The organism is Azotobacter beijerinckii, assembly GCF_900110885.1.
GTDB lineage: Bacteria > Pseudomonadota > Gammaproteobacteria > Pseudomonadales > Pseudomonadaceae > Azotobacter > Azotobacter beijerinckii.
The window spans coordinates 16650-40239 of the sequence record NZ_FOFJ01000003.1; the positions used below are offsets into that span (position 1 = coordinate 16650).

Below are 23590 nucleotides of genomic sequence, written 5' to 3' on the forward strand. Positions count from 1 at the left end.
GATTTTAATCATAAATTTCATTGGCATGCTTCGTGGATATATAAGATCAAAGATCTGCTGAAGCCTTCTGCGGAGAGCTGCCATGAAAAAGCTCGGCACCCTGGCCCTGACCCTCACCCTGCTGACCGCCGGTAGCGCACATGCCGTCGAAGGTGTCGAGAGAACCACGGAGCAGGCTGCCGGCAAGCCGGGCGGCGGCATGAGCGGGCTGATGATCAGTGTCATCGGCAGCTCGATCGGCATGCTGGTCGGCGCCGGCATCGGGGCACTGCTCGGCGACGAGAAGGTGCTGCGCGCTCCGAGTAACGAACTGGCCGCTGGCGAAGCGGTCAGGTCCCGTGGCAACCGCGCCTATCGCGAAGCCACCGCACTGGCCGGTGTTGGCGGCAGCTATCGCTGAATCCACATCCGCCACCGTTTAAGTCGCCGGGTCTGTCCGTCCTCCCATCCGGGCAGATCTGGCGCATTTCTCCCCCGGAACCCGTGTCCCTCCCGAGTGCACGGGACGGGCTGCAGGGCACTGCCCCACTCGGCGTGGCGTGCACCCTGCCACTCCAGGCAGCCCCATGAGTGCAGCGACGTCGTCGCGATGAAAAAGAGACGGAAAAACCGAGCCGGAAGCGGAAGGCGAGCTGCCCAGGCATTCGACTGAATGGAAAAGAGAGCGACCGGCAGGGTAGTGACGGATCTCCTGCAGCAAGAGATCGTGCACCGAATGGCGCAGAGAGGGCGAAGAAAGGCGACTCGTCGGGCAGCCGGTCATGCAGCAACGCTGCATGACCGGATCGACCCCTTACAGGGACAGCCCGAATTCGGGAGCGATCTGGGCCAGCCAGGCAGAGACTCGCTCGTCGGTCTTGCCGCTCTGGTTGTCCAGGTCCAGTGCCAGGCCGACGAACTTGCCGTCAACCACAGCAGCAGAGCTTTCGAACTCGTAGCCGTCGGTCGGCCAGGCGCCTACGAGCTTGGCGCCGCGCGAGGCAAAGAACTCGCTCAGCTCGCCCATGGCATCGAGGAAGTTCTCGGGATAGCCGACCTGGTCGCCCAGACCGAAGAGGGCCACGGTCTTGCCGCTGAAATCGAGGCCTTCGATCTTCGGCAGGAACTCTTCCCAGCTCTCGCTCTCGCAGTCGGTGGACAGACCGGGGAGTTCGCCATCGCCGAGGGTCGGGGTGCCCAGGATCAGGAACTGGTACTGGGCGAAGTCTTCCGCGGAAACGCGGTTGACGTTCACTGCATCGGACATGGTTTCGTCGTCGAAACGCTTCTTGATCGACTTGGCGACCTTGCGGGTTTTACCGGTGTTGCTACCGAAGAAGAGTCCAATCTTGGCCATAACTTAACCTCTGGCTGCGTGCATGATCGTGGTCGGGGCGCCAGTCTCCGGGCTTGCACACCTGGCTGGCCGATGAGTGGTAGCAAGAAACAGACCACTCTCCAGAGCCCGACCACAGTTACCAACTTATTGATTTACAAGTATTTTTTATAAAAGCAAAAAACCCTGTCGCAAATGCGACGCCAAGGAAGCGGCAGACAGGCTGGCCTTGTCGTTTTTACAACACCTCAAAGATCGGCCGACAGTACGGATTTCTCCTCCACTGCGACGGACGGACAGGCCTGGAGCGGTTCGCGGCCTTCGTCGGCCAGCCCGGTCAGAACCTGCAGTGCGCTGTCGCCGTCCTCGCGCTCGACCAAGTCCAGCGTGCAGACCCGCAGCAGCGGCTGCGAGGGCATGTTGAACATGGTCTGCTGCAAGGCCGCCTCCAGTACCGCACGCAGGCCGCGGGCGCCGGTCTTGCGGGTCAGCGCCTGATCCGCGATGTGGCTGAGGGCCGCATCGGTGATCACCAGCTCGACGCCCTGATAGGCGAACAGCTGCTTGTACTGCTTGACCAGCGCGTTGCGCGGCTCGGTGAGGATGCGCAGCAAGGTGGCGTGGTCAAGTTCCTGGAGGAAGGTGATGATCGGGAAGCGACCGATGAACTCGGGAATCAGGCCGAACTCGTGCAGGTCGTCCGGCAGCAGCGAGGCCATCAGCTCGTTGATCGACGGGGCTTCCCGACGCGGCTGGGCATGGAAGCCGATGCCGGTGTTCTTCGGCTGGATACGGCTGGAAACCATGGCTTCCAGCCCCGGGAAGGCGCCGCCGGCGATGAACAGGATGTTGCGGGTATCCACCACCTGCTCTTCGCTGTGCTCGCTGCGCCGGCCGGACTTGCTGATCCGTACCTCGGTACCCTCGACCATCTTCAGCAGGGCCTGCTGCACGCCTTCGCCGGAGATGTCGCGCACCGCCGTGCCGCCACCGCTGCGCTTGGCCAGCTTGTCCACCTCGTCGATGTAGACGATGCCCCACTGCGCCTGCTGCACGTCGCCGCCGGCCGCATCGAGCAGGCGGGTGATGATGCTGTCGACATCGTCGCCGACATAACCGGCCTGGGTCAGGGTGGTGGCGTCGGCCATCGCGAAGGGAACCCCGAGAATGCGCGCCAGGGTGCGCACCAGCAGGGTCTTGCCGGTGCCCGAGGGACCGGCCATGAGGATGTTGGACTTCTCCAGCTCGACCTGTTCGCCGAGCTGGCAGACCGGCTCGCGGTCGCAGTTGAGCAGCCGCAGGTAGTGGTTGTAGACCGCAACCGAGAGGGTTTCCTTGGCCGCTTCCTGGCCGATCACCGACTCGTCCAGGTGCTTCTTGTATTCCGCAGGGGTGCGCAGCTGCGGCGCCAGCTGCTGGTTCTTGCGCCGCTGCCCCCAGCTGCTGACCACCTGATGGGCCAGCTTGACGCAGGCTTCGCAGATTCGCCCGTCGTTGCCGGCGATCAGCGGGACCGTCGGGCTCTTTTCCGCGCCGCAGAACGAGCAGCAGGGTTTGTCCGTTTTATCCATGGGCGAGGTTCTCCAAAGTGGCCTTTTGTTGGAGCAGGCTTTCCAGCCATTTGCGCTGATACGCCTTGCGCTGCCGAAGCTGCAGCCTGTCGCGCAGGCGCGGCAGGATTTCCTCGAGGGTCAGCTGCCGGGCAGGGCTCACGCTTTCGCAGAGCAGCACGTGGAAACCGATCGGCGACTCCAGCACGGGACTCAGCTCCCCCCGTGCCATCTGGAACAGGCAGGCGTCCAGCTCGGGATAGAGAGTACCCGGAACCACCTCGCCAAGCAGCCCACCCTGCATCGCGGTGGGGCATTCGGAATGCTTCATCGCCTGCTCCGCGAAGCGTTCCGGCTTGCCACGCAGCCGCTTGAGGATCGCCTCGATACGCGTCCGGGCGGCCTCGCGGGAGTTTTCCGGGAAGTCCTCGTTGACGGTGACCAGGATGTGCCGGGCCTTGTGCCGGGCCGGAACCTTGAACTGCTCGGGATGATTGAAGTAGTAGAGGCTCACGTCGGTATCGGTGATGTCCGGCAGACCGGCGCAGATGCAGTCGAGGACGGCCTGGACCTTGAGATCCCGGGCCAGCATGGCGCGCATGCCGACGGCATCCAACCCCTGCTCGTCGAGGGCCTGCTGCAGCGCCTCGACGGTCTCGTAGCGGCTGGCGATCTGCGCCCAGGCCTCTTCGACCTGGGAAGCCGGAACCACCACGCCGGCCGCATCCGGACTGCGCAGCACGGCATCCTCGATATGCTTCTGCCGACCGATGATCCGGTCGGCCTGCTGGAGCTGCTCCTCGCTGAGCGCGCCAGGCGCGCAGTCGAACTGCTCGTGGGCGATCTTCAGCAGGTAATAACGGCTGTCGCCGTCGCCGAAACGCTCAGAATTCATCAAGCACCTCCAGAGCCGCCCCCGCCCCCGCCTCGGCCATCGCCAAGCTCTGTTCGGGAACCTGCAACACCAGCCCGTCGCCGAAATGCACGTGGTACTGGACGCCGTCCTCGGGCTGATCGCGCAGCACCTTCATGATGCTGCCGACCTGGCCCCGCTTCACCAGCACCTGGCCCCGCACGGCGAGACTGCGGGTGGCGATCACGTTGTCGCGGAACTCGAACAGGTTGGGGATCCAGGGTGCCGAGGCAAGGATCAGCTCCTCCTCGCGACAACCGACGGTGCGCCCCTCGCTGAGGAAATGCACGCGATAGATCAGTTGGTCCTGCAGGTAGGTGCCGACGTCGTACACACAGCCCACCGCACCGCGGCGAATGAGCAGAGCGCCGGTATCCATGCCCGGATAGGTGCCGTCGTTACGCACGTTGCGGATCAGGCGTACTTCATCACCGTATTCAAACTGCGGCAGCATGGCGCTTCCCCCTCTGTGCTCAGCTCAACAGCTGGTCGATGGAAACGAAGGTCTTCTGCGGCTCGTGCATGCGGAAGACCTTGAACACCTTCTCGGTCAGAGCGTCGGACTCGACGAAATCCAGATAGGCGCGCGCCAGCAGCTGGCGATAGACCGCATAGCGCGCCTGGTCGTCGTGCGCGTCCAGATCGCCGGCCTTGGTCAGGTAATCGTGATAACGCTGCATGATGTGCAGCCGATTGACGTGCACGACCGGCTGATCGAAGGGTACGCCGAAAAACTCGAGGAAGTCTTCGGCCGATACCAGCTCGTCCATAGCCTCGTCCAGGGTCAGGTCGGAATCCGGGGAAAAGGGTTGCACGGTCATGGTCGTATCTCCGCGTTGGCCGCAGTGGGAAAAGTCAGGATTTCAGCGCTGTGTTCGGCCAGCACGTCCAACAGCAGCCTGGCGCCCAGGCGGTTGTTCGTGTCCAGCTCGACGACCTTGGCGAGCATGGACTTGCCTTGCTCGAATCGGCCCAGACGCAGGTTCAGATAGCCGGCGCCCTTGAGTGCCAGCAGGTAGAAACGCAGGAGCGCAATACCCCGCTCGGCCGCCACGGCGAGCTGGCCGGCGTCGATCTTGCGCCAGTTCGCGGGCAGGCACAGCCGGGGACCGACCACCTCCAGCGCCCGGTGGGCGATCTGCAGGGCGTCCTGATAGCGATGCTGGTAGTAGTAGAAGCGATACAGGCCGACCAGCACCGTCAGGTCTTCCGGCGCGAGCGCTTGCGCCTCGAGCAGCGGTTGCTCGGCGGTGCCCTCGCCGTACTGCTCGGCAGCCGCGGCCAGACGGGCCGACACCTCCGGGGCGAGCGGCTCGTCGTAATACAGGCTGTCGCTGTCGAAGTCCTGCAGATCCATAGTCAATCGCTCCCCGTATACCCGCCGATCACTCGCTCACCGAAGCGGGTGCGGCACGCCGGCGGCTGGCCGGCTGGGCCAGAGCGGTAGCACCGCCGGCACAATCGCTCTCGCAGATGCTGTTGTCGGGATTGCAGCCCTGGTAGAACTGCTGCTGGCTGCCGACCGCGACCAGACCGCCCCCCTCGACCTTCTTCTCCAGCGAATCGATGCGCTCCAGCAGACAGGCGATGGCCTTGCCCACCGGGTCGGGAATCAGATGGTGGTCGAGGTCGATGCCATAGGGGTTGAGCTGGCCTGCTTCGCGCAGCTTGACCACCTTGCCGGGGATGCCGACCACGGTGCAGCCATCCGGCACGTCCTGGACCACCACCGAATTGGCGCCGACCCGGGCGTTGGCGCCGATGGTGATCGGGCCGAGGATCTTCGCCCCGGCGCCGACCAGCACGCCGTCGCCCAAGGTCGGATGACGCTTGCCCTTGCGCCAGCTGGTACCGCCCAAGGTGACCCCGTGGTAGAGCGTCACATCCTTGCCGATTTCGGCGGTTTCGCCGATCACCACGCAGGCGCCGTGGTCGATGAAGAAACGCGGCCCGATGACGGCCCCGGGATGGATGTCGACATTGCTCAGCAGGCGGGCGACGAACGACAGCAGCCGCGCCGGGTAGCGCCACTCGGCCCGCCACAGGCGATGGGCGAGGCGGTAGAGCATGATCGCGTGCACGCCCGGATAGGTGGTCAGCACCTCGAAGGTGGTGCGGGCTGCCGGGTCGCGCTCGAAGACGCAGCGGATATCCTCGCGCCATTGCGCAAACAGGCTCATGCCAGACCTCCCGCGGCCAGTTCGGAGGTCCCCTGCTCGCACAGCTGGCGATAGAAGTCCTCCAGTTCGGCCGCCTGCGGGCTGCGCTTGGTGCAGGTCGAAAAGACACGGATGCGGCCGAGCAGCGCCTGGCTCTGCCAATCCGCCAGCTCGATGCCCAAGTCGCGGTAGCTGTTGCGCACCATGTGCGCGCCGGAATGCTTGCCCAGCACCAGGCTGTGGCTGCGGCCGAGTTCGTCGGGATTCAACCCTTCGTAGTTGCGCCGATGCTTGAGCAGGCCGTCGACGTGGATGCCGGCCTCGTGGGTGAATACCCCGGCGCCGACCACGCTCTTCTGCCAGGCCACCTGGCGTCCCGAGGCCCGCTCGACCAGCGCGGAGATCGCCGGGATGCCGCGGGTATCGATGCCGGTGTCGATGCCATGAAGGTTCTTCAGCGCCAGCACGCACTCTTCCAGCGCGGCGTTGCCGGCACGCTCGCCGAGCCCGTTGACCGTGGTGTTGATATGGGTCGCACCGCCCATCACCGCCGCCAGAGTATTGGCGGTCGCCAGACCGAAGTCGTCGTGGGCATGGACCTCCAGCTCCATATCCAGGCGCTGGCGGAGGAAGCGGAAGCGATCGAGCATGCCGAACGGCTCCATCACCCCGACGGTATCGGCGAAGCGCAGGCGGCGGGCGCCGGCGGCCTGCGCCACCGCCCCCACCTGCACGATAAACTCCTGATCCGCCCGCGAGGCGTCCTCGCAGCCCAGGCATACCTCGAGCCCGGCCATGCGCGCCTTGCCGACCAACCGGGCCACCTCGCCCAAGGCCCAGTCGCGATCGCGATTGAGCTTGTGGCGCAGCATCAGGTCGGAGATCGGCAGCGACAGGTCGACCATGGTCACGCCGGTGGAGCGCGCGGCATCGAGGTCGAAGTCGCACAACCGGCACCAGGCCAGCAGCTGCGAAGGCAGGCCGAGGCCGGCGATGGCGCGCATCACTTCGCGCTCTTCCTCGCCCATGCTGGGAATGCCGATCTCCAGCTCCGGCACGCCCAGCTCGGCGAGCGCACGCGCGATGGCGATCTTCTCGTCGGCATTGAAGGCGACCCCGGCACTCTGTTCGCCGTCACGCAGGGTGGTGTCGTCGATGATCACGCTAGCCATGGCTTTCTCCAACAACTCGGGCGGGGCTCCCCGCGGGGGCGGTTTCCTGCGGGATACGCTCCCGCAGGGCGGCGACTCAGCCGTAGACCGGAGCGAACGCCTTACCCGGATCTTCCACCGGACCGCTACCGCTCCAGTAGGGCGACAGCTTGCGCAGCTGGGCGACGATCGGCGGTACGGCGGCGATCACCCGGTCGATCTCCTCCTCGGTGGTGTAGCGCGACAGGGAGAAACGCACGGTGCCGTGGGCAGCGGTATAGGGAATGTCCATGGCGCGCATCACGTGGGAGGGCTCCAGGGAGCCGGAGGTGCAGGCCGAGCCACTGGAGGCGGCGATGCCGACCTTGTTCAGCAGCAGCAGGATGGCCTCGCCCTCGATGTACTCGAACGCGATGTTGGCGGTATTGGGCAGGCGGTTGTCCGGATCGCCGGTGACGAAGGCGTGGGGCACGACGGCGAGGATGCCGGCCTCCAGCTTGTCGCGCAGGCGCTTGACCTCGGTGTTCTCGTGCTCCATGAACTCCAGCGCGCGCTCGGCGGCCACGCCCATGGCGATGATCGAAGCGGCGTTCTCGGTACCGGCCCGGCGACCGCGCTCCTGGTGACCGCCGCGCAGCAGCGGACGGAAGCGGGTGCCACGGCGCAGATAGAGCACGCCGACGCCCTTGGGCGCGTGCAGCTTGTGGCCGGACAGCGAAAGCATGTGGATCGCCGAGTTCTTCAGGTCGATCGGTACCTTGCCCACCGCCTGCACGGCATCGGTGTGGAACATGATGCCGGCCTCATCGGCCATGCGCGCCATTTCCTCGACCGGGAACAGTGTGCCGGTCTCGTTGTTGGCCCACATCACCGACACTACCGCGACGTCGTCGTCCAGCAGGCTGGCGTAATGGTCCAGGTCCAGGCGGCCCTTCTTGTCCACCGGCAGCTTGTGCACGGTGTAACCCTCGCTGGCGAGGTAGTCGCAGAGGCTCAGCACCGCCGGGTGCTCGACCACGGTGGTGATGACCGTCTTGCGCTCGGGCTGGGCCTTGAGCGCCGAGAGGATCGCGGTGGAATCCGACTCGGTGCCGCAGGAGGTGAAGATGATTTCCGAGTCGTGCTCGGCGCCGAGCAGCTTCTGCACACTCTGGCGGGCCTTCTTCAGCGCCAGGCCGACCTGGTTGCCGAAGCTGTGCAGCGACGAGGGGTTGCCGAACTGCTCGGTGAAGAACGGCAGCATGGCCTGGACGACTTCGTCGTCCACCCGGGTGGTGGCGTTGTTGTCCAGATAGACGTCTGCCATGTCAGACCTCCATCTGGGCGTGAGCCGCGGCGCTGACCGGAATCACCTTGACGAACTCGCCGAGTTCCTCGATCAGGCGCTGCTGGATACCGCCAAGGGTCATGGACGCCATCTGGCAGCCGGTGCAGGCGCCGGTGAGCTTGACGTAGATGTTCTTGCCGTCGACATCGATCAGCTCGACGTCGCCGTTGTCGCGCTGCAGGGTCGGACGGATCGCCGCCAGCACGGTCTCGATGCGGCGGATGCGCTGCAGGTTGCTCATCTTCGGCGGAGCCACCGGAGCCTCGGTCACCGGAGCGGGAGCCGGCTCGGCCGCCACCACGGGAGCGGCTTTCTTTTTCTTCGCCTTGGTCGGTGCGGCGACGAAGACTTCGCCGCGGGCGGCCAGCTCTTCGGTCAGCACGCGCTCGATGCCCTCATGGCAGGCCGAGCAGCCGCCGCCGGCCTTGGTGTAGTTGGTCACGTCCTCGACGGTGGACAGCTTGTTGGCGCGAATGGTGTCGCGAACCATCACCTCGTCGATGGCGAAGCACTTGCAGATCAGCGCGCCTTCCTCGTGGTCGTCCTCGAGTTCCTCGCCACGGTAGTTGGCCACCGCGGCCTGCAGGGCTTCGCGGCCCATCACCGAGCAGTGCATCTTCTCCGGCGGCAGGCCGTCGAGGAAATCGGCGATGTCCTGGTTGCTGATCTTCAGGGCGTCGTCCAGGGTCAGGCCCTTGACCATCTCGGTCAGCGCCGAGGAGGAGGCGATGGCGGAACCACAGCCGAAGGTCTGGAAGCCGGCATCCAGGATCACGTCGGTTTCCGGATCCACCTTCAGGGTCAGGCGCAGCGCGTCACCGCAGCTCAGCGACCCGACGTCGCCGATGGCGTTGGCGCCGTCCACGGCTCCGGCATTCTTGGGGTTGTAAAAATGCTCTTTGACTTTTTCCGAATAATCCCACATGTCGGCTTCATCTCCCGGTGAGTCTTTGGGGGCCGGCCCAGCCGGCGACCTCAGGGTTGCCTATCAGCAAGCAAAAGACTTGCCACAACCGCAGCTGTTGCTGGCATTCGGATTGACGAAGGTGAAACCGCTACCTTCCATGCTTTCCACAAAGTCCATGGTCACGCCGTTGAGCAGAGGGGCGCTGGCATCGTCGACCAGCAGGGTGATGCCGTCGCAGTCGATCAGTTGATCGCCCTCCCCGCCTGTCTCTTCCAGTTTCAGGCTGTATTTCAGACCGGAGCAGCCGCCACCCTCGACCCGGATGCGCAAACCGGCGACCGGCTTGCCAGTGCTGCTGATGAAGCGGGTAACCGCGCTCTTGGCGCTATCTGTCAGGGTAATCATCGGCTTGTCTCCTCAAAAACTTGGCGGTTGCATGCTCAACCTGTCGCAGTTCATCGCTGCAACCGGCATGCCACGCCGCAAAAAATGAATTTTATCTTTAAAATCAATTATTTAAATTTTAACAAGAGGATCTTTGGCTGTAGCGAACAATACCTGTGGCAATGAATGTCTGATTTCCGACAAGGCCTGTCGGTCGTTACCCGCCCCCACCCTGGCGCGGCACGCCGACAGCTTTCCGCCTCGCCCGGCGAGCTCAATCGCCGACCAGGGCCGCATCGCTGAAATAGGGGTTGCGGTGCAGCTGCGAGGCCCCATAACGGACCACCAGACAGCCGTTGCGCTCCACCCGCTCGGCCGCCCCGAGCAATCCCTGCTGCTGGATCAGTACGTCGCCCTTGCGTAGCGCCAGCAGGCGCATGGGCTGGCCGGGCGACGACTCCTGCGCCCGCACCCGCAACAGACGCGCCTCGAGTTGGCGCCACCGCTCCAGGCTCGCACCTTCCTCGTGCATTCGCCGCAATTGGACGGCCAGCGCCGGATCGCCGGCGAGCATCCGCTGCAGGGAACGACGGCTGTCCAGGTGGCTGCCCGGCTGAACCTTGAGCCCGGCCTCGAGGGGAATCGGCCGCAGGGCGATCAGGACGCCCAGATGCGGCGTACCCCCCACGCAGGCATCGCTGGCAAGCAGCACCTGCGCGCTCTCCAGGGCATCGATGCCGAGCAGGTAGCTTCTTTCGCCGGCCAGCATGTTGAGCGGTGCGAGCAGCCGCTCGTGCAGCACCAGCCCGAGGATGCCGGCCGCCTGCAGGTGAACGGCGCTGCGCCGGCGCAGCACCTGCGGATGGGGCTGGCGCTGTCCGCAGGACGGTTCGCAGCGCAGCCGGTAGGCCGCCACGGCGGCGGCATGCCGGTCGACCAGCGTTTCGGGGAGACAACCGCGCAGCAGGACGAAGCCGTCGCGGGCGAAAGCGAAGCTGTCGATCAGTGGTACGGTTGCGGAGCGTGCTTCCAGCATGACCTTGGACCCCTGCGGCAATGGCATGACGGAGCGCCGCAGGACAAGCCGGGCGCGGACGAGCATGCGCTATATATAAAAGTATACAAATAACAACTGACAATCCCACGTGCAAGGACTTTGCCAATACGATAAATTTAGGCGCCATGCGGGATTGCACTGCATTCAGTGCTTGTTTGTTTATACACAAAACTACACATATAAATCGGCCTTGTGCCGTAGCCGACAAGCCATCCGGGAAAGCCCGCGCGGTCAGCGAGCCGCCACAGCGCCCGGATTTCCCGGCAGGTGGCCGGACCGTCCGCGTCCTGCCGGCACCCCGCCTGCGTTGCTTACCTTTTCACCCCTTGGGCACGGGAGATTTCAGATGCCGGAACTGGGTATAGATGCGCAGCTGCGCCTGCAGCAGGGTGCCTTCCGGCTCGACGCCCGCCTGCAACTGCCAGCGACCGGCATCAGCGTGCTGTTCGGCCGCTCCGGCAGCGGCAAGACCACCCTGCTGCGCGCCATCGCCGGACTGGAACGGGCCGAAGGCTTCCTGCGCGTCGGCGAACAGCTCTGGCAGGAAGGCGCCCATTTCCGCCCCGGCCACCTGCGCCCGCTGGGTTACGTCGACCAGAGCGGCGAGCTGTTTGCGCACCTGGACGTACGGGCCAACCTCGCGTTCGGCTACCGGCGCGTGCCCCGCGCCCGGCGGCGCCTCGGCTTCGACGAGGCAGTCGCCCTGTTCGACCTGGAAGCGCTGCTCGGGCAACGTGCCGAGCAGCTTTCCGCCGGCCAGCGCCAACGCGTCGCCATCGTCCGCGCCCTGCTGACCAGCCCGGACCTGCTGCTGCTCGACGCACCGCTGGCCAGCCTGGATCGCCACAGCCGGGCGGAAATCCTCCCGCTCCTCGAACAACTGCGCGAGCGGCTGCAGATTCCCCTGCTCTACGTCACCCACAGCCAGGACGAAGTCACCCGGCTGGCCGACCACCTGGTCCTGCTGGACAAGGGCCAGACGCTCGCCAGCGGTCCGCCGAGCCGGCTGCTGAGCGATCCGCGCCTGCCGCTCGGCCATCCCGACGAAGCCGCGGTGGTAATCATCGGCCAGGTGGAACGCCACGATCACCATTACCAGCTGAGCACCCTCCGGGTTCCCGGCGGCACCCTCAGCGTCGCCCTCTGCCGCCTGCCGCCGGAAGCCGAGACGCGGGTGCGCATCTTCGCCCGGGACGTGAGCATCGCCCTCGACCCGCCGCACCGCAGCAGCATCCTCAACACCCTCAGCGCGCGCATCGTCGACCTGTTCTACGAGCGCGACTCGGCGCGGGTCATGGTGCGACTGGACCTGGGCAGCGCCTGCATCCTCGCGCGGATCACCCGCCTGTCGGCCGACCGGCTGGGACTGGCGCCGAATCTCCCGGTGTACGCGCAGATCAAGTCGGTGGCGATGATGGACTGAGAAAAACCTGTCGCAATTGCGCCAAAGCCTCCGCTCATTGTCACCAACGCGACAGGAAATAAAGATTAATTCATTGATTTATAAGGAATATTTTACAAAGGCACTGCGATTGCATAAAACGACTCCGCCTAGGCCCGTCGGCCTTGGGTTTGCTGCAATCATCAAGAAAGAGAGAAGTGCATGTCCATCAAGGAAATCAAAGCCTTCGCCGAGAAGGCCAAAGCGGAGCCCGCCCTGGGCGAGAAGCTCAAAGCCTGCGAAAAAGTCCGCGACATCCTCGCCCTGGTCAAGGAATCCGGCTTCAACGTCATCGAGGATGCGCTGTATCCGCCGAACGAGCCGCAGTTCAGCAAGGACCAGCTGTCGCCGAAGATGGCCAAGGCCCTGCTGCCTGCCTGAGTCCGTCCGCCGGGGCATCGCGCCCCGGCACCCGCTCCGCCGGCGATCAGCCGAAGCCGATCAGCACCTCGTAGACCCGCCGCAGCAGTTCGCGGTCGAGCCAGGGCATGCCGATGCTCTGCGGCAGATCGATCCAGCGGGTACCGGGCGGCGGCTCGCGCAGCTCGTGCCCGGACAGGGCCACCAGGTAGACCGGCAGGATCTGCCCCGGCACCTCCATGTTCAACTGGAACTCGCCGACCGGCTCCAGCGGCCAGTCGATGTCCAGCGCCTCCTGCAGACAGCGCAGCGCAGTGGCCGGATGGCACTGCACGGGCGCCTCCTGCTCCTGCTCGGCAATCACCGCCAGCTTGGGCAGAGCCTGCGGCAAGACCACGCCGGCCTCGCTCGGGATCAGAAAGCGCAGCCGCGCGCTCACCGGATGCTTGTGGCAGAGCAGTATCCGCCACGCCAACGCTTCAATGGTTTGCTGTTCGTTCATGAGTCCAACGCCAACAGGGCATATTCCACCGGCCCGGCAAACAGCCGGGTACCGCCTCCTTCGGCGACCACCTGATGCGCGGCCCGGGCATCCTGCACCCGCACCCCCGCCAGGTAGTTCACCCCGAACCGTCGCCACTCGTAGATCCACGGCAGACTCGGCCCCATCAGCACCACCCGGGCACGGGACGACAGCTCCAGGAGGCGCGGCAGGGTCTTGTTGGCCAGGCTGCTGGCGGTGATGAACACCCAGTCGGCCTCCGGCAGCAGGTACTCGACGGCGGCGTCGGGCAGGTCGCCGTCCTGCGGCTGGCGCTCGAAACACCAGTAGGGGAAGTCGTGCCAGAGCGTCTCGAGCCCCGGATAATGGCCGATCACCGCGACTTTCTGCCCGTCCAGCTGCGGCCGGAAGTGGGCGAACACGCGCAGATGTCCGGGCACCTCGCCCAGCAGCGGCTGGGCCTGGCGCAGGCAGGGCGAGGAGCGATTGATGCCGGCATTGACCACCGCCAGGCCCACCGCCGCCTCGGCGGCATCCCAGGACAGCAGCCAGGGGCACAGGCGGTCGCTCGCCTGACCGCCCAGCGTGCCGGCCCAGCTCAAGGTGCGCGGCACCTGACGCGGGCTGAAGGCGAAGCCGAGGCCGTCGCCGACCTCCGCCAGGGTCCAGTTGAGGCCGAGACAGACCCGCCCGACCGGCTCGTCGCGAGCGGCAGCGGCGGCATGTTCCAGCAGCCAGTCGTACAAGCCGTTCACGAGTCGAGCGCCGGCAGCAGACGAAGCTCGCTCTTCAGCGCACCGCGGTAGCCCCAGGCGGTGGCGGCCTCGATCACCCATTGCGGCTTGCGCGGGTGCGGCAGCAGCACGTCGAACTCGGCGAAGGCCTGTCCGTCCCCGTGCACCAGCACGCTGCCCAGGTAGCCGCCGCCCGGCGTGCGCCATTCGACATACAGGGACTGGCTGCGGTCGTAGGAGTCCTCGCGCAGCTCGCCACGGGTATGGGGCATACCGGAGACCGCCAGGCCCTGGTCGAGTCCGGCGGCGCGCAGGCTATCGGCCAGCACCTGCCAGAGTTCCGCGAACAGCGGCTGGGCGTCGTCCAGACGCCTCTCAAGAGGCGCATTCATCACGCGGCATCCTCGTCGAAGGAACGGGCGATATGCAGGAAGGCGCCACCGCCGATCTCGTCGCCGGGGTCGAGTTCCAGCAGCTTTTCCAGCACCTGCCGGGCCATCGCCACCTTGGCGCGGCGCAGGCGGATCACCCCCAGCGCCTTGAGGCTGAACAGGTACAGCCGCTCGGCGCCCTGGCGCCGACTCCAGTCGGCACTGCCCGGGTGCAGGCGGCGATAGTTGCGGTCGAACCCGGCCGCTCCGGCGGCAGCACGCAGCGCCGCCCAGACGGCCGCCTCGGCCTCTTCGTAGCGTCTGCTGACGAAGTAGAATTTGTACAGGCCGATGTGCGCGTCCGGCTCCGCGGGCCAGCGCTGGCGTGCCTCCAGCAACAGTGCCTCGACGGCATCGGGAGTCCCGGCGCAGAGGGCGCTGTTGAGCAGGTAACGCAGCGGCTGGGGCGTGCGGTCGGAAAAGAACGCACGCTCGGCAGCGAACAGCAGCACGTCGGCCATGTCGTTTACCAGATCTCGGCAGGGGTGAGCTTGTCCGCGTAGGGCTCGCCGCCCAGCAGATGCTGCTCGACGATGATCGCGGCGTCGGCAGGCTCCACCCAGCTGTACATGACCGCACCGGGGTAGATCAGCACGTTGGCGCCGGCCTGGCAGGGGCCGAGGCAGCCGGTGTTGGTCAGGGCGATGCGATTGGTCAGGTTCTTCTGGATCAGCACCTGGGCGAAAGCGTTGAACACCGGCTCGGCGCCCTTGGCGCCGCAGCTGCCGCGGGGATGCCCCTCGGGACGATGCTGGCCGCAGATGAAGATGTGGAACTCAGGCTTGGCCATGATCTCGTCTCCTCAAGCCGCCGCGGCTTCGTGGGTGTGGCACTGCTTGGCGCAAACCTTGGCGCACGAGGTGCAGCCGATGCAGTCCTGGCCATCCTTGATGGCCATGACCATCATTTCGTCGTCGTCGTCATGATCGTCGTCGGCCTCGATGAGATCGGCGCGGTCGACCAGCTCGAACACATCGCGCGGACAGACCTTGTAGCAGCGACCGCAGCCGATGCAGGTCTGCGGATTCAGTGCGGTAATAAACTGCGGAACCCACTCGGAGCCGCCACGGGTACGCCCGGTAATCATAGCCATCTACTTTCTCCTGCCCGCCCCTTCACGGTGGCGGAGGCCAAACGGTTGTCGATATCGATAAAGGCGGTTCGAAAGCCCGCTCTGCATGGTTTTGCTCGTCGGTGCCCGGTCCGGCCGGGCACCGCCCGGCTTCGTGGGCTCGGGCGGCAGTTGCCCGCCGCCAGGGCGGGCCACAAGGATCGGGCCGCGAGGGCCCGGATATAGAAGACGCAGGCCTCGTGAGCCTGTGCCCGATCGCGGCCGGCCGGATGCGCAGCGCCCGGCGCAGCCGCTGCCGTCGTCAGGCGGCGCCGGTCGCGTCGAGACGCGCCTTGGCTTCGGCCCACTCCAGGCACGCCTGGTGAGCCTGCCGGGCCAGCTCCGGCAGCGAATCGTAGTCGTTGAACAGGCGATCCTCGACCAGGTCGTGGATCTGCGAGGCCCACTCGGTCGCGATGCGCTTCTTCTGGCTGACCTCTTTCTTCAGGGCCTTGATGTCTTCTTCGCTCATCGATGTCCCCCCAGAATCAGAGTTCGGCGACCGCGCGGTGCTCGCCGACCAGGGCGGTCGCCTTGGCCAGTTGCTTCTGCGCCTCGGCGACCAGCGCCTCGAGGGAGTCGAAGCCGAAGCGGTGGACGTCGCGCAGCACCTTGTCCAGGGCGACCAGCTTGCCGACCAGGATCAGCGCGCGACCGAAGCCCTCGTGGGTGATGTTGATCACCGGCACGGCGAGCAGGCCGGTTTCGCGCTCGATCAGTTGGGCCAGGGCGTTGTAGTAGGCCTTGACCCGGGAGATGGTGGTTTCGTCCGGATCGCCGACCACCGGGATGGCCTTGCGGCGCTCCTTGGTCAGCACCAGCGGGTCGAGCACGCGGGCATCGCTCCAGGTGTCGTAGGTGCCGTAGCTGTCCACGGCCCGCAGCTGGATCACCATCTGGCGGACGAGGGGGTGTTGCAGGGACTGGTCGTCTTCCTGCACCACGGGTTCTTGTTGCTCTTCGTAGTACATGTACGGTTCCTCGCTGAAAAAATGATCGGCCTTACTCGTCCCAGCCTTCGGCGGCCATGGCGTCGAAGCGCTTGACGTCGGGGCCGCGGGTGCGCTGGATGGCCTTGGCCAGCCAGGCCGAAGGGCCTTCGCGCAGTTCGGTCTGGAGGGTTTCGATGAGTTCGGCAATCCGCGCGCTTTCGCTCACCTTGACCGGCTGCACGCCGATGGCCAGCAACTGGCGCACCGCCGAAGCACCGCAGGCACGGCAGTATACGGCGACGCAGCCGTCGAGCAGCTCGATCTTGCTGACCAACTTGTCCTCGTTGCCGTCCTGCTCCAGCTCGCCGAACTCGACGACCGAGAGCAGCTGGGAACGCTCGGGATTGACCCCGTAGATGACGAAGGAGCGCGACGAGCCGAAGTGCTGGTCGACCAGTTCGCGATCGGACGAGGCGAAGGCAACCTTCAGCAAGGTGCCGTCGTCCTCACCATCCAGTACCTGCAATTGTCGGGTCGGGCTGGACATTGCTCAGTGCCTCCATTGCTGCTGTTCGGTTGCGGGTTTTTGCGCGTAGATCGAGAGATGGGGCGCGATGCCCTGGTGGTGTTCGACCAGCAGGTTGGCCATGTCGAACAGGGCCTGGGTGGTGCCGCGATAGCCGCACCAGCAACGCTGGAAGCCGCCGATCAGGTCGTACTGCGGGAAGCCGACACGCAGCACCGGCACGCCCAGACGCTTGGCCGGCTGCAGCACATGGCTGTTGCCCAGCACCAGCTCGGCACCCTCGGCGCGCGCGCTGTTTTCCAGGTCCTCCAGATCACCGATCTGGATGGCGGCCAGCGGCGAGTCTTCCAGCGCCGGGGCACGAGCCGGTACCACCGCCGTCACGGTGCGCGAGCCGACGCTGCGCAGCAGGCGGTCGTAGGCCAGCAGCAGGTCGGGGTCTGCGGCGATCGCCACCCGGCTGTCACCCAGCATGAAATGGGTATCCAGCATGGCGTCCTGCAGCTGCTGACGCTGGCGCTGCAGACGCGGCGGCACCGGGTTGCCGCTCAAATTCGACAGCGTGACCAGCCACCGGTCCACGGCCTCCAGCCCCATCAGCAGGCCGAAGCGGTGATCCGGTACCCCGGTGCGCTCCTTCAGCAGGTCGGCGGCCGGGAGCAGGCTCTCGCCCACCACCAGGGTGGCGATACTCTGGTTGCAGCTCTTCAGCTCGTCCACGGTCAGACCGCCAGTGGTCAGCGAGTTAAGGCGCGACTCTTCCAGGTGGCCGTCCAGCGAGCCGGACAGGTCCGGGATCAACAGCGGACGCAGGCCGAAGCCCTCGATGCTCTCGCTGATGAACTCCAGGTCACCGGGCGTCAGACTGGAGGAACACAGCACGTTGACCTGGCGCTGACGCTGGCCGACCTTGCTGCGGTCTTCCGGCACCAAGGTGTCGATGATCGCCGTCACCGTGAGGGCGTAGCCGCTCTCGAAGCTGCCGGAGAAGTCCGGGGTGTTGACGGTCACCACCGGCACGCTGTCGAACTGCGGGAACTTGCTGCGAAACTCGTGCAGTGCCGAGTGCAGGTCACAGCCCTGGGTTTCCGACAGGCCGGTGGTGACCAGGCCGATCAGGCCGGGCTGGTTCTTTTCGCTGATGACCTTCAGCGCTTCGACGACGTTGTCGTCGGCACCCATGATCGAGGTCACCTGATCCATCGCGGTGGTCTGCAGCGGAATCGGCTCGCGGAAGTGACGGACGAAGAACACCTTGGCAAAGGCGGTGCAGCCCTGGGAACCATGCATGAGGGGCATGCTGCGTGCCATGCCGAGGATGGCGAGCACGCCACCCATGGTCTGGCTGGCCTTCAGCGGACTGACGGCCAGCGCCTTCTTGCGATTGATGATCTCGGCCATGTCTCTCTCCTCAGGCGCCAGGCTTCGCCGGCTGCGGGTAACCGTTGCTGTCCCACGGTGCCGGGCTGCGGGTAGCCTCCCAGACCGGGCTCTCGATGGTCAGGCACAGCTGGCGCACCAGTTCGAGCATCCCCTGGTAGCCGGCGTAGCCGAATTCGCGCTCCTGGTTGATGTCGAGGAAGGGCACCCGGCCCTTGAGCGAGGTGTAGAGGTTGCGGCCGCCGGCGATCAGGATGTCGGCCTTGTAGTCCTCGACGGTCTGCAGCAGAACCTTCGGGCTGCCCTCGTCCAGCATGCGGACGTCATCGCCCATCAGCTCGCGGATGCGCGCCTTGTCTTCCTCGGTGGACTTGCGGGTGCCGGTGGCCACCACCTTCATGCCCAGATCCTGCAGGGCGGAGATCACCGACCAGGACTTCACGCCGCCGGTGTAGAGCAGCACGCGCTTGCCGCTGAGGCGTGCGCGCCAGGGCTCGAGGGCGGCGCGGATCTTCGCTTCCTCGCGCTCGATCAGCGCCTCGGTGCGGGCGGTCAGGTCGGGATCGTCGATCAGCCGGGCAAAGTCGCGCAGCGCCTGCGAGGTATCGGTGATGCCGTAGAAGCTGCCTTCGAACCAGGGCGTGCCGTAGGTTTCCTGCAGCTTGCGGGCGACGTTGATCATCGCCTTGGAGCAGACCATCATGTTCACTTCGGCGCGGTGCATGGTCTGCACCTCGCGGTAGCGCGCATCGCCGGCCAGGGTGCAGAGCACCCGCAGGCCCAGTTCGTCGAGCAGCGGCAACACGTTCCAGAACTCGCCGGCGATGTTGTATTCGCCGATCAGGTTGACGTCGTGCACCTTGATACCGGGGCGCGCGCTGCCTTCCGGCAGCGGATCGGGCTCGCGGGTGCCGATCACGTGCTTGAGCATGGCCTCGCCGGCGATGCGGTTACCGAGGTTCTTGGAGCCGTAGAAGCCGGCACAGTCCACCGGAACCACCGGGGTGTCGAAACGCTCGGCAGCGGCCTTGCACACCGCGTCGAGGTCGTCACCGATCAGTGCCGGTACGCAGGTGTTGTAGACGAACACCGCCGGCGGTGCGTGGGTCTCCACGGCCTGGCGGATCGAATGGAACAGGCGCTTCTCGGCACGTCCCATGATCACGTCGTTCTCGGTGAGATCGGTGGTCATGCCGATGCGGTACAGGTCAGGCCCGCTGGAGCGGGTACCACGATTGTCCCAAGAGCTGCCGGCACAGGCGATCGGGCCGTGCACGATATGCGCGACATCCACGATCGGCAGCAGAGCGATCTGCGCGCCGTCGAAGGCACAGCCACCGGCCGTCGCGCCGGGCTTGGGCTTGGAACAGCCGGACTTTTCCTTCTTGTTGTGCTCGCATGCTGGCTCGTCGAGCAGCTCGGCAATATCCTTGGCTTTCATCGCGTACCCCTCTGGTCGTTGATGCAGCGTTCGCAATGGATCATTGCAATGCTCATACCACAAGATAAGCGATTGATTTACAAAGAATTTTCAAGAAGAAACTTTGTCGTAAACGCGCCTTCCTGTCGGGTTTGCAACAAGCGGACGGCCAGCGGCGGGCCTTCCCGCCGGCACCGGGCAAAAGACGACAAGGGTAGAGGAGGCCGACGCAGCGGCGGCCGCCACGGCCGTCCCGGCCGGATGGCGCGGGACGGCGGCGGGGATCAGGACGCGGCGAGCCGCTCGTCGATCGCCCGGCGGACTTCCGGATCGGGTTCGTCGAGCTTGCGCAGGGCGGCCAACGGAGCGTTCTCCACCGCGGCCAGGCGCACCGTCCAGTCCGGGTCGTGGAGCAGTTCGAGCAGGTCGTCGCCGCGCAGGCGCGAGGCGACGATACGCCGAACCTCGGGCTCCGGGTCCTGGGTCATCAGGCCCAGGCTCTCCTCGGGCAGGCGCTTGGCCACCAGCTTGCGCACCTGGCGGTCCTCGTCGCGCATGAAGCGGAACAGCCGGCCCTGGGGAATCCGCTGGACCACGTAGGCGCGCACCAGGTAGTCCTTGTCGGCGGCCATCTGCTCCAGCTGCTCCAGCGGCAGGCGGTCGGCCACGGTGATCCGTACCTCGCGGTCGTCGTCGTGTATCAGCGCACCCAGCTGTTCGCGGGGCAGACGGTAGGCGACGGCCCGGCGGACCACCTCGTCGCTGTCGCGGATCAGCGGGGTCAGCGCCTCCACCGGCGAATAGCGCACGGCGATGGCGCGGCGCTCCCAGAAGGAGTCGCCCAAGTAGTGCGCGGCCAGTTGCGGATTATTGCGGAAGAAACGGTCGATCTGTCGCCCGCTCTCCACCGCCACGCAGGCATCGCCCGGCGTGCAGCGGCCACCCAGCAGCAGGCTCATGCGAAAGCTGCAGGCCCGGCAGTCGCCGAGGGGAGTGATGTCGCCTTGATCGTCGGCCATGCCTCACCTCAATCCTCGATGATTTCCGCCAGGACGATGCCGGAGGCGGAGCCCAGGTCGTTGCTCAGCACCGAGCAGTGATCGCTGGAGTTGACCAGATAGACGTTGAAACCCGGACGCTCGGCGACCGGCTTGGCGTTGACCACGATGTCGTCCTCCATGCAGCAGGTGAAGTGCACGCCGGGATGGGCGCTGCGCAGGCTGGCGAGCAGGCTTTCGCCCAGAACCCCCTGTTCGGCCTGGCGGATGACATCGTCGAGAAGTGTTTGGCTGATCATGGCTGTGTCCTCATCCGAAGCAGTTACTGGGTGAAACGTACGCGCTGGTCGGGCTCGGCACCCATCGCCTTGGCCAGCCAGGGCGGCGGCGCGGTGGCCAGCACCCGCTGCAGCTCCTCGACGATCTCGCGGGCCGGCTGGGCACGGGCCAGGCGGACCGGATGGACCCCGGCGCGGACCACCTTGGCCGCCGCCGGACCGCCGATACTCAGGGTGTAGAGCAGCTGGCAGTCGCCGAGCAATTCGGCCCGGCGCGCATGGCGGTCTTCGTCGTCGCGACCGGGACCGGGCTCGCGCAGGTCGACCAGACGGGTCTCGCGGGGCGAGATCTGGTAGATGAGAAAGCGCGCGCAATTGCTGAAGATGCCGTCCAGACGCTCGCCGCTGTCGGACGCGCAGGCGATGCGCACCGAGTAGGGGAATTCGCCCTCGCGATAGGGCTCGGGGATCGGCAGGGGATCTTCCGGCATCCGCACGCCGCGGCCCTTGAGCAGGCCGAGTGCACTGTGCAGCTGACGATCGGTCAGCGCCGGCGGGACACTGTCCCCGCACGCCTCAAGCAGTCGGGCACGCAGGCGGGAAGCTCGCAGTTTGCGCAGACGCGCTTCCGTGATGGGTTCACCAACGGCGGCAATCAGGGCACGCAGCAGGTGGGCGGTGTCCACCCCCTTGAGCGAACGTGCCGCCAAGGCAATGCGCAGAGCCAGATGGGCCGGCAGGGGGGCCTGGCCGTACGGCGGTTGCGCACTCATGGAATCAGGCCTCGCCGGCTCGCTTGGCGCGCACGGTGATCGGCAGCTTGGGTTGCGGGATCGGCTCGATGAAGTAGCTGGAGCCGTCGCCGAGGGTGACCTCGCCGCCCCACAGCTCGGGGCTGTCATGCTCCAGGGAGACCACGATTTCTTCCTGGTCTTTCTTGGCGATGTAGAAGGTCAGTTGACCTGCGTCGTTACGGCGAATCATGACACTGGGCATGGGCTTGCTCCTTAGACAGGTTTGGCGGTGTCGCAGGCTGCGGATGCTAAGCGCCCGCCGGCCTGCTGACAACCGCCAAGGAAATGCCGGAGCGGCTGGCGCCGCCCCGGCCGATACCGCTCGAACCGCGACTTAGCGAACCAGGTCGTGGTTGTAGTCGGTGGCCTGCATACCGCGGGTTTCCTCGTCCAGACGCTCCAGGATCGAGTTCACCAGGGTGGTCAGGATCTGCATGGCACCCTCGTAACCCAGGGTGGTGGAGCGATGCAGGTGGTGACGGTCGAAGATCGGGAAGCCGATACGGATCAGCGGAACTTCGAACTCTTTGCCCTTGTGCAGGGTGTCGCGCTGGATGAACTTGCCGTAGCTGTTGCCGATCATGAAGTCCGGCTTGTTGGTGAAGACCAGGGAACGCATGTGCCACAGGTCGCGACCAACGTGAACTTCACAGTCCTTGCCGTACGGGGAAGCGGCCAGGATGGCGTCGACCGCCTTCTTCCAGCGCTTGCTGCCGTTGTTGCACAGGATGTGGGTCGGCTCGCAGCCCAGCTCCAGCAGGAACTTGACCATGCCCATCACGAAGTCCGGGTCACCCCACAGAGCGAACTTCTTGCCGTGCAGCCAGGTGTGGGAGTCGGTCATCATGTCGACCAGACGGCCACGCTCTTTGGTCAGGCTGGCCGGAATCGGCTGGCCGCTGATTTCGCTGACTTTCATCAGGAATTCGTCGGTCCAGTCCAGGCCCATCGGGATGCTCAGCTTCGGAACTTCGTGCTTCCAGGTACCTTCGACCAGTTTCTTGGTCTTTTCCAGCTGCCAGGGTTGCAGCAGGACGGTGCTGAGAGCGTTCGGCGCGTCCTTCATCTCTTCCTGGGTGGTGCCGCCCGCGTACATGCGGAACTGACCGTCAGCCGGGGTATCCAGCACTTCTTCCGGATCGGAGAGCAGGCTGTAGCCCACGCCCATTTCCGAGAGCATGCGCTTGATCACGCGGAAGTTGCCCAGGTAGGTTTCGAAGCCGGGGACGATGTTGAGCTTGCCGTTGCTGCCAACCACCTTGTCGTCCATCGACTTGGCGGTGAAGTAGCGAGCGATGCCTTCGAACATGTTGTCCCAGCCGGTCACGTGGCTGCCCACGAAGCTCGGGGTGTGGGCGAACGGCACCGGGTACTCGTCAGGAATGAAACCTTCCTTCTTCGAGTTGTTGATGAAGGCGTTGAGGTCGTCACCGATGACCTCGGCCATGCAGGTGGTGGACACTGCGATCATGTCGGGCTTGTAGGTAGCCTTACAGTTCTGCAGACCGTCCTTCATGTTCTGCTGGCCGCCGAACACCGCCGCGTCTTCGGTCATGGAGTCGGAAACGCAGGAAACCGGCTCGCGGAAGTGGCGGTTGAAGTAGGAGCGGAAATAGGCCACGCAACCCTGGGAACCGTGCACGTAGGGCATGGTCTTCTCGAAGCCCAGTGCGCACAGAACAGCGCCCAGCGGCTGGCAAGCCTTGGCCGGGTTAATGGTCAGGGCTTCACGCTGGAAGTTCAGTTCCTTGTATTCTTCAGTGGTGGTCCACTGGAACACTTCGTCGATCTTCTCTTGCGGATGCTTTTCCTCGAAGCCGTCGCGCTTCTTGGCAAGCATGTCCTTGTAGTCTTGATCGAGGAACAGCGGGTAGCTGGCTTTGATGTTATCGACTTGCTGGCTCATGACTCTCTCCTACG

At 65.5% G+C, this 23590-nt stretch carries 31 protein-coding genes; 3 read left to right on the forward strand and 28 right to left on the reverse strand.

Annotated features, from left to right (window positions below; genetic code table 11):
- Positions 1-82 precede the first annotated feature (82 nt).
- Positions 83-400 carry a hypothetical protein gene (locus BMY22_RS01920; protein WP_090619138.1) on the forward strand — a complete coding sequence of 106 codons (318 nt, stop codon included), beginning with the start codon at positions 83-85 and terminating at the stop codon, positions 398-400.
- A gap of 393 nt (positions 401-793) precedes the next feature.
- Here BMY22_RS01920 and BMY22_RS01925 read toward each other — a convergent pair whose 3' ends face one another.
- The 12 genes from BMY22_RS01925 to BMY22_RS01980 form a co-directional block, all read right to left on the reverse strand.
- Positions 794-1336 (reverse strand): flavodoxin, encoded by a 543-nt coding sequence (locus BMY22_RS01925; protein WP_090619140.1) that lies wholly within the window; start codon positions 1334-1336, stop codon positions 794-796.
- Positions 1337-1563: 227 nt separating this feature from the next.
- Complete coding sequence (gene clpX / locus BMY22_RS01930; RefSeq protein WP_090619141.1) at positions 1564-2886, reverse strand: ATP-dependent Clp protease ATP-binding subunit ClpX; 1323 nt, start codon at positions 2884-2886, stop codon at positions 1564-1566.
- A complete protein-coding gene (gene nifM, locus BMY22_RS01935) occupies positions 2879-3760 on the reverse strand; it encodes a nitrogen fixation protein NifM (protein ID WP_090619143.1) in 882 nt (293 codons plus the stop codon). Before nifM ends, clpX begins: the two co-directional genes overlap by 8 nt.
- Complete coding sequence (locus tag BMY22_RS01940; protein ID WP_090619145.1) at positions 3750-4232, reverse strand: nitrogen fixation protein NifZ; 483 nt, start codon at positions 4230-4232, stop codon at positions 3750-3752. The genes nifM and BMY22_RS01940 overlap by 11 nt, the downstream gene beginning before the upstream one ends.
- A 19-nt stretch (positions 4233-4251) precedes the next feature.
- Positions 4252-4599, reverse strand: a complete 348-nt coding sequence (gene nifW / locus BMY22_RS01945; RefSeq protein ID WP_090619146.1) for a nitrogenase-stabilizing/protective protein NifW — start codon at positions 4597-4599, stop codon at positions 4252-4254.
- Positions 4596-5135 (reverse strand): tetratricopeptide repeat protein, encoded by a 540-nt coding sequence (locus BMY22_RS01950; protein ID WP_090619148.1) that lies wholly within the window; start codon positions 5133-5135, stop codon positions 4596-4598. Before BMY22_RS01950 ends, nifW begins: the two co-directional genes overlap by 4 nt.
- A 28-nt stretch (positions 5136-5163) precedes the next feature.
- The gene (gene cysE / locus BMY22_RS01955) at positions 5164-5958 is read right to left on the reverse strand and encodes a serine O-acetyltransferase (protein WP_090619149.1); all 795 of its coding nucleotides are present in this window, start codon (positions 5956-5958) and stop codon (positions 5164-5166) included.
- Positions 5955-7109 (reverse strand): homocitrate synthase, encoded by a 1155-nt coding sequence (gene nifV, locus BMY22_RS01960; RefSeq protein WP_090619151.1) that lies wholly within the window; start codon positions 7107-7109, stop codon positions 5955-5957. The genes cysE and nifV overlap by 4 nt, the downstream gene beginning before the upstream one ends.
- Before the next feature lie 76 nt (positions 7110-7185).
- On the reverse strand, positions 7186-8394 hold the full coding sequence (gene nifS / locus BMY22_RS01965) for a cysteine desulfurase NifS (RefSeq protein WP_090619152.1): 1209 nt from the start codon (positions 8392-8394) through the stop codon (positions 7186-7188).
- A gap of 1 nt (position 8395) precedes the next feature.
- On the reverse strand, positions 8396-9340 hold the full coding sequence (gene nifU, locus BMY22_RS01970; protein ID WP_090619154.1) for a Fe-S cluster assembly protein NifU: 945 nt from the start codon (positions 9338-9340) through the stop codon (positions 8396-8398).
- A gap of 63 nt (positions 9341-9403) precedes the next feature.
- On the reverse strand, positions 9404-9727 hold the full coding sequence (locus tag BMY22_RS01975; protein WP_090619156.1) for a HesB/IscA family protein: 324 nt from the start codon (positions 9725-9727) through the stop codon (positions 9404-9406).
- 253 nt (positions 9728-9980) lie between these two features.
- On the reverse strand, positions 9981-10742 hold the full coding sequence (locus tag BMY22_RS01980; protein WP_090619157.1) for a hypothetical protein: 762 nt from the start codon (positions 10740-10742) through the stop codon (positions 9981-9983).
- A gap of 367 nt (positions 10743-11109) precedes the next feature.
- Here BMY22_RS01980 and modC point away from each other — a divergent pair, with 367 nt between their 5' ends.
- Positions 11110-12186, forward strand: coding sequence for a molybdenum ABC transporter ATP-binding protein (gene modC, locus BMY22_RS01985; RefSeq protein WP_090619159.1), 1077 nt, complete (start codon positions 11110-11112; stop codon positions 12184-12186).
- A gap of 180 nt (positions 12187-12366) precedes the next feature.
- On the forward strand, positions 12367-12585 hold the full coding sequence (locus tag BMY22_RS01990; RefSeq protein ID WP_090619160.1) for a Nif11-like leader peptide family natural product precursor: 219 nt from the start codon (positions 12367-12369) through the stop codon (positions 12583-12585).
- A 46-nt stretch (positions 12586-12631) separates the two neighbouring features.
- On the opposite strand, the gene BMY22_RS01995 is transcribed toward BMY22_RS01990, so the two are convergent.
- The 16 genes from BMY22_RS01995 to nifK all read right to left on the reverse strand — a co-directional run bounded on the left by BMY22_RS01995 (position 12632) and on the right by nifK (position 23576).
- Positions 12632-13066 carry a hypothetical protein gene (locus BMY22_RS01995; RefSeq protein WP_244158773.1) on the reverse strand — a complete coding sequence of 145 codons (435 nt, stop codon included), beginning with the start codon at positions 13064-13066 and terminating at the stop codon, positions 12632-12634.
- Positions 13063-13821 carry a DUF364 domain-containing protein gene (locus BMY22_RS02000; RefSeq protein ID WP_244158774.1) on the reverse strand — a complete coding sequence of 253 codons (759 nt, stop codon included), beginning with the start codon at positions 13819-13821 and terminating at the stop codon, positions 13063-13065. The genes BMY22_RS01995 and BMY22_RS02000 overlap by 4 nt, the downstream gene beginning before the upstream one ends.
- A complete protein-coding gene (locus BMY22_RS02005; protein ID WP_244158775.1) occupies positions 13818-14192 on the reverse strand; it encodes a hypothetical protein in 375 nt (124 codons plus the stop codon). Before BMY22_RS02005 ends, BMY22_RS02000 begins: the two co-directional genes overlap by 4 nt.
- A complete protein-coding gene (locus BMY22_RS02010) occupies positions 14192-14692 on the reverse strand; it encodes a hypothetical protein (RefSeq protein ID WP_090619163.1) in 501 nt (166 codons plus the stop codon). Before BMY22_RS02010 ends, BMY22_RS02005 begins: the two co-directional genes overlap by 1 nt.
- Positions 14693-14697: 5 nt before the next feature.
- Positions 14698-15021 carry a 2Fe-2S ferredoxin gene (locus tag BMY22_RS02015; RefSeq protein WP_090619165.1) on the reverse strand — a complete coding sequence of 108 codons (324 nt, stop codon included), beginning with the start codon at positions 15019-15021 and terminating at the stop codon, positions 14698-14700.
- Positions 15022-15033: 12 nt separating this feature from the next.
- On the reverse strand, positions 15034-15324 hold the full coding sequence (fdxB, locus tag BMY22_RS02020; protein ID WP_090619167.1) for a ferredoxin III, nif-specific: 291 nt from the start codon (positions 15322-15324) through the stop codon (positions 15034-15036).
- Positions 15325-15604: 280 nt separating this feature from the next.
- Positions 15605-15814 (reverse strand): CCE_0567 family metalloprotein, encoded by a 210-nt coding sequence (locus BMY22_RS02025; protein ID WP_090619168.1) that lies wholly within the window; start codon positions 15812-15814, stop codon positions 15605-15607.
- A 16-nt stretch (positions 15815-15830) separates the two neighbouring features.
- Positions 15831-16313: a NifX-associated nitrogen fixation protein gene (locus tag BMY22_RS02030; RefSeq protein WP_090619170.1), complete on the reverse strand. Its 483-nt coding sequence runs from the start codon at positions 16311-16313 to the stop codon at positions 15831-15833.
- 31 nt (positions 16314-16344) lie between these two features.
- Positions 16345-16821 (reverse strand): NifB/NifX family molybdenum-iron cluster-binding protein, encoded by a 477-nt coding sequence (locus tag BMY22_RS02035; RefSeq protein ID WP_090619171.1) that lies wholly within the window; start codon positions 16819-16821, stop codon positions 16345-16347.
- Between the two features lie 3 nt (positions 16822-16824).
- Positions 16825-18201, reverse strand: coding sequence for a nitrogenase iron-molybdenum cofactor biosynthesis protein NifN (gene nifN, locus BMY22_RS02040; protein WP_090619173.1), 1377 nt, complete (start codon positions 18199-18201; stop codon positions 16825-16827).
- A gap of 10 nt (positions 18202-18211) precedes the next feature.
- Positions 18212-19621: a nitrogenase iron-molybdenum cofactor biosynthesis protein NifE gene (nifE, locus tag BMY22_RS02045; RefSeq protein ID WP_090619174.1), complete on the reverse strand. Its 1410-nt coding sequence runs from the start codon at positions 19619-19621 to the stop codon at positions 18212-18214.
- Positions 19622-19884: 263 nt separating this feature from the next.
- Positions 19885-20619 carry a 4Fe4S-binding leucine-rich repeat protein gene (locus BMY22_RS02050; protein WP_090619176.1) on the reverse strand — a complete coding sequence of 245 codons (735 nt, stop codon included), beginning with the start codon at positions 20617-20619 and terminating at the stop codon, positions 19885-19887.
- Between the two features lie 8 nt (positions 20620-20627).
- On the reverse strand, positions 20628-20897 hold the full coding sequence (locus tag BMY22_RS02055; RefSeq protein ID WP_090619177.1) for a DUF6129 family protein: 270 nt from the start codon (positions 20895-20897) through the stop codon (positions 20628-20630).
- A 23-nt stretch (positions 20898-20920) separates the two neighbouring features.
- Complete coding sequence (locus BMY22_RS02060) at positions 20921-21649, reverse strand: dinitrogenase iron-molybdenum cofactor biosynthesis protein (protein WP_090619179.1); 729 nt, start codon at positions 21647-21649, stop codon at positions 20921-20923.
- A gap of 4 nt (positions 21650-21653) precedes the next feature.
- Positions 21654-21872, reverse strand: a complete 219-nt coding sequence (gene nifT, locus BMY22_RS02065) for a putative nitrogen fixation protein NifT (protein ID WP_039800835.1) — start codon at positions 21870-21872, stop codon at positions 21654-21656.
- A 132-nt stretch (positions 21873-22004) separates the two neighbouring features.
- A complete protein-coding gene (gene nifK / locus BMY22_RS02070) occupies positions 22005-23576 on the reverse strand; it encodes a nitrogenase molybdenum-iron protein subunit beta (protein WP_090619180.1) in 1572 nt (523 codons plus the stop codon).
- Positions 23577-23590 lie beyond the last annotated feature (14 nt).

Excerpts from the sequence above, each read along its gene's own strand:
- BMY22_RS02005 (WP_244158775.1), bottom strand. The coding sequence starts at position 14,192 with ATGAATGCGCCTCTTGAGAGGCGTCTGGACGACGCCCAGCCGCTGTTC.
- fdxB (WP_090619167.1), bottom strand. The coding sequence starts at position 15,324 with ATGGCTATGATTACCGGGCGTACCCGTGGCGGCTCCGAGTGGGTTCCG.
- BMY22_RS02030 (WP_090619170.1), bottom strand. The coding sequence starts at position 16,313 with ATGTACTACGAAGAGCAACAAGAACCCGTGGTGCAGGAAGACGACCAG.
- BMY22_RS01980 (WP_090619157.1), bottom strand. The coding sequence starts at position 10,742 with ATGCTGGAAGCACGCTCCGCAACCGTACCACTGATCGACAGCTTCGCT.
- nifN (WP_090619173.1), bottom strand. The coding sequence starts at position 18,201 with ATGGCCGAGATCATCAATCGCAAGAAGGCGCTGGCCGTCAGTCCGCTG.
- BMY22_RS01940 (WP_090619145.1), bottom strand. The coding sequence starts at position 4,232 with ATGCTGCCGCAGTTTGAATACGGTGATGAAGTACGCCTGATCCGCAAC.
- BMY22_RS01975 (WP_090619156.1), bottom strand. The coding sequence starts at position 9,727 with ATGATTACCCTGACAGATAGCGCCAAGAGCGCGGTTACCCGCTTCATC.
- nifS (WP_090619152.1), bottom strand. The coding sequence starts at position 8,394 with ATGGCAGACGTCTATCTGGACAACAACGCCACCACCCGGGTGGACGAC.
- BMY22_RS02050 (WP_090619176.1), bottom strand. The coding sequence starts at position 20,619 with ATGGCCGACGATCAAGGCGACATCACTCCCCTCGGCGACTGCCGGGCC.
- nifM (WP_090619143.1), bottom strand. The coding sequence starts at position 3,760 with ATGAATTCTGAGCGTTTCGGCGACGGCGACAGCCGTTATTACCTGCTG.
- clpX (WP_090619141.1), bottom strand. The coding sequence starts at position 2,886 with ATGGATAAAACGGACAAACCCTGCTGCTCGTTCTGCGGCGCGGAAAAG.
- BMY22_RS02025 (WP_090619168.1), bottom strand. The coding sequence starts at position 15,814 with ATGAGCGAAGAAGACATCAAGGCCCTGAAGAAAGAGGTCAGCCAGAAG.
- BMY22_RS01925 (WP_090619140.1), bottom strand. The coding sequence starts at position 1,336 with ATGGCCAAGATTGGACTCTTCTTCGGTAGCAACACCGGTAAAACCCGC.
- BMY22_RS01950 (WP_090619148.1), bottom strand. The coding sequence starts at position 5,135 with ATGGATCTGCAGGACTTCGACAGCGACAGCCTGTATTACGACGAGCCG.
- modC (WP_090619159.1), top strand. The coding sequence starts at position 11,110 with ATGCCGGAACTGGGTATAGATGCGCAGCTGCGCCTGCAGCAGGGTGCC.
- BMY22_RS02055 (WP_090619177.1), bottom strand. The coding sequence starts at position 20,897 with ATGATCAGCCAAACACTTCTCGACGATGTCATCCGCCAGGCCGAACAG.
- BMY22_RS01995 (WP_244158773.1), bottom strand. The coding sequence starts at position 13,066 with ATGAACGAACAGCAAACCATTGAAGCGTTGGCGTGGCGGATACTGCTC.
- BMY22_RS02015 (WP_090619165.1), bottom strand. The coding sequence starts at position 15,021 with ATGGCCAAGCCTGAGTTCCACATCTTCATCTGCGGCCAGCATCGTCCC.
- BMY22_RS02010 (WP_090619163.1), bottom strand. The coding sequence starts at position 14,692 with ATGGCCGACGTGCTGCTGTTCGCTGCCGAGCGTGCGTTCTTTTCCGAC.
- nifU (WP_090619154.1), bottom strand. The coding sequence starts at position 9,340 with ATGTGGGATTATTCGGAAAAAGTCAAAGAGCATTTTTACAACCCCAAG.
- BMY22_RS02035 (WP_090619171.1), bottom strand. The coding sequence starts at position 16,821 with ATGTCCAGCCCGACCCGACAATTGCAGGTACTGGATGGTGAGGACGAC.
- BMY22_RS01920 (WP_090619138.1), top strand. The coding sequence starts at position 83 with ATGAAAAAGCTCGGCACCCTGGCCCTGACCCTCACCCTGCTGACCGCC.
- nifK (WP_090619180.1), bottom strand. The coding sequence starts at position 23,576 with ATGAGCCAGCAAGTCGATAACATCAAAGCCAGCTACCCGCTGTTCCTC.
- BMY22_RS02060 (WP_090619179.1), bottom strand. The coding sequence starts at position 21,649 with ATGAGTGCGCAACCGCCGTACGGCCAGGCCCCCCTGCCGGCCCATCTG.
- BMY22_RS01990 (WP_090619160.1), top strand. The coding sequence starts at position 12,367 with ATGTCCATCAAGGAAATCAAAGCCTTCGCCGAGAAGGCCAAAGCGGAG.
- nifT (WP_039800835.1), bottom strand. The coding sequence starts at position 21,872 with ATGCCCAGTGTCATGATTCGCCGTAACGACGCAGGTCAACTGACCTTC.
- nifV (WP_090619151.1), bottom strand. The coding sequence starts at position 7,109 with ATGGCTAGCGTGATCATCGACGACACCACCCTGCGTGACGGCGAACAG.
- cysE (WP_090619149.1), bottom strand. The coding sequence starts at position 5,958 with ATGAGCCTGTTTGCGCAATGGCGCGAGGATATCCGCTGCGTCTTCGAG.
- nifE (WP_090619174.1), bottom strand. The coding sequence starts at position 19,621 with ATGAAAGCCAAGGATATTGCCGAGCTGCTCGACGAGCCAGCATGCGAG.
- nifW (WP_090619146.1), bottom strand. The coding sequence starts at position 4,599 with ATGACCGTGCAACCCTTTTCCCCGGATTCCGACCTGACCCTGGACGAG.